Below are 1891 nucleotides of genomic sequence, written 5' to 3' on the forward strand. Positions count from 1 at the left end.
TCAGTACCTGCCGGAAGATATTTTGATAATAAATCCGGACTGATTTCATAATTAATGATGGCTAATTTTCGCCATTCTGCTTTTAAAAAATTCATGATGTGGATGTTTATTGGTTTAGGAATTGATTGATATTGGATTGGTTGATAGAATTTTATTAAATCGCCACTTCATGGCTGGATGATTGGGTAATTAGTTGGTAGTTGTTGTCCGGTGATTCTGCGATAATTTTTATTAGTTTGTTTCTTTCCAACAGGAAATTTTTAAGGTAGTTTTTGAGAAATATTTTGTTAAACATTTTCCCTATTATTCCTAATGGAGATTCAAAATCAAAGATGTCAATCATCAGTGTTTTTTCATTTACCACTTTAAAAATATGCTGATGATGTAATGATTTGAAGACCCCTTTCTGCATTTCGTCTGTAAACTGATTGGGTTTTTCCATACTGGTAATCTTTGTGGTAAGGGTTTGATATATGCCCAAATGTTTTGCTTTCCAGGTTACGGTTTCATTTTCTTCAATCAGACCAGATGTACGTCCTGCAATTGCTTTTTCATGGGTACGGGATGTTGACTGCTGGTGTAAATCTATATTCCTTGCTAAATCAAAGACTGTTTGAATATCAGCATCAATCAAGGTTTCTAAATAAATTCTGGACATGTCTATCATTTTTAGATAGTAATGGCAATAATAATGGCTAAGGCTGTTAATCTGAACAATATCCATGAAATGGTAGGAAGTATATTCAGCTTTAAGATCCTGCATCTTCTCAAATGCTCCAGAAACATAATAAACACTACAACCCCGAAATAGATAAGATAGAAAACCGGAGTAAAATTGGTCAGCATGGCAGGAATTAAGAGTAATGTTCCTAATAATGAAACAGTCATCATATTTCCTAAATAATCCCAGATTTTATCTTTTAAATAAACTTTTAAAAATAAGGTCTGCCAAAGGATCTGTCCAACACAAACCGCTAATTTTCTGAAAAAATTTGGTACCAGGCTGATTCCAGGTTTGCCTGAATATACACTTAAAATATAAGCTGAAAACAAAGCTACAAAGATGATATAAGCTACTCTGTATTTCAGATTAAAATCAGGCACACAGGATTGTTCTGTATTATCTTTTTCTGATGGAATAATCTGCTTTCTGTTATAGGAAACAAAGGAATATACTTTTTTAAAGTACCAATATAGAGGTTGTATTCTGGCTATTTTTTCTAATAATGGAAATGAATTGCCAATGATTATCAGGAGGCTATCTAACCCATAGATTACTTTATTATTTTCAGAATCTATCAGGGCAATTTCATTTTTTGCACGATTAAAATCTATTAGATTCTTATTCCTGGCTGATATTTCCGTAAAGGCTTCTCTTCCATCTGTATCAAGCATTCCAGATTTTGTAAAACCTTTGGAATAAAGAGCACACATAGGGCATTCGTTATCGTAAAGCAGGGTATGGTTTTTGAGTGTTTTCATGATATTTATTTTAAAGATTTATAAAGGTCATGGTATTCATAAACATAAAATATAGCCAGGAGCGGGCTGTAAAAAAAAGCCATCATAACAATAATTGAAGGTATTTCCGTGATATCATTACTTATTTTGAAAATGGCAATCAACAATACTGAGATCCAAACCGGGATAATAAGAATACCATATACAATATAGAAAGGTGTTTTTTTGATTGTAAGAAAAAGTCTAATTAAAAAACTTATCAATTGTGGAATTCCTACAGTAAAATAACACAAGAGCAATCCTGTTAAATCTCCCATAATGAGAGCCAGTGGCCCAAGAATTAAAAAGAACACCTGAATATAGTAATCATATTTTATAAAATTTTTCATCGTGTTTTATTTTTAAAGGTTAAGAAAATCGCCCCGGGTTC

The 1891-nt window shown here is 32.2% G+C and carries 3 protein-coding genes; all 3 read right to left on the bottom strand.

What is annotated here, in order from left to right; all coding sequences use genetic code 11:
* Positions 1–154 precede the first annotated feature (154 nt).
* Genes BBH99_RS11465 through BBH99_RS11475 form a run of 3 tightly spaced genes read right to left on the bottom strand, consistent with a single transcriptional unit; the run spans position 155 to position 1850 of the window.
* The gene (locus tag BBH99_RS11465; RefSeq protein WP_066695637.1) at positions 155–658 is read right to left on the bottom strand and encodes an SRPBCC family protein; all 504 of its coding nucleotides are present in this window, start codon (positions 656–658) and stop codon (positions 155–157) included.
* An 11-nt stretch (positions 659–669) separates the two neighbouring features.
* Positions 670–1482 carry a DCC1-like thiol-disulfide oxidoreductase family protein gene (locus tag BBH99_RS11470; protein ID WP_066695639.1) on the bottom strand — a complete coding sequence of 271 codons (813 nt, stop codon included), beginning with the start codon at positions 1480–1482 and terminating at the stop codon, positions 670–672.
* Between the two features lie 5 nt (positions 1483–1487).
* Complete coding sequence (locus BBH99_RS11475; protein WP_066695641.1) at positions 1488–1850, bottom strand: hypothetical protein; 363 nt, start codon at positions 1848–1850, stop codon at positions 1488–1490.
* Positions 1851–1891 lie beyond the last annotated feature (41 nt).

The organism is Chryseobacterium contaminans (assembly GCF_001684955.1).
In the GTDB taxonomy this organism is placed as follows: Bacteria; Bacteroidota; Bacteroidia; order Flavobacteriales; family Weeksellaceae; genus Chryseobacterium; species Chryseobacterium contaminans.

What these genes read in the sequence shown, in the direction of transcription:
- BBH99_RS11465 (WP_066695637.1), bottom strand. Translation starts at nt 658, where the DNA reads ATGTCCAGAATTTATTTAGAAACCTTGATTGATGCTGATATTCAAACA.
- BBH99_RS11470 (WP_066695639.1), bottom strand. Translation starts at nt 1,482, where the DNA reads ATGAAAACACTCAAAAACCATACCCTGCTTTACGATAACGAATGCCCT.
- BBH99_RS11475 (WP_066695641.1), bottom strand. Translation starts at nt 1,850, where the DNA reads ATGAAAAATTTTATAAAATATGATTACTATATTCAGGTGTTCTTTTTA.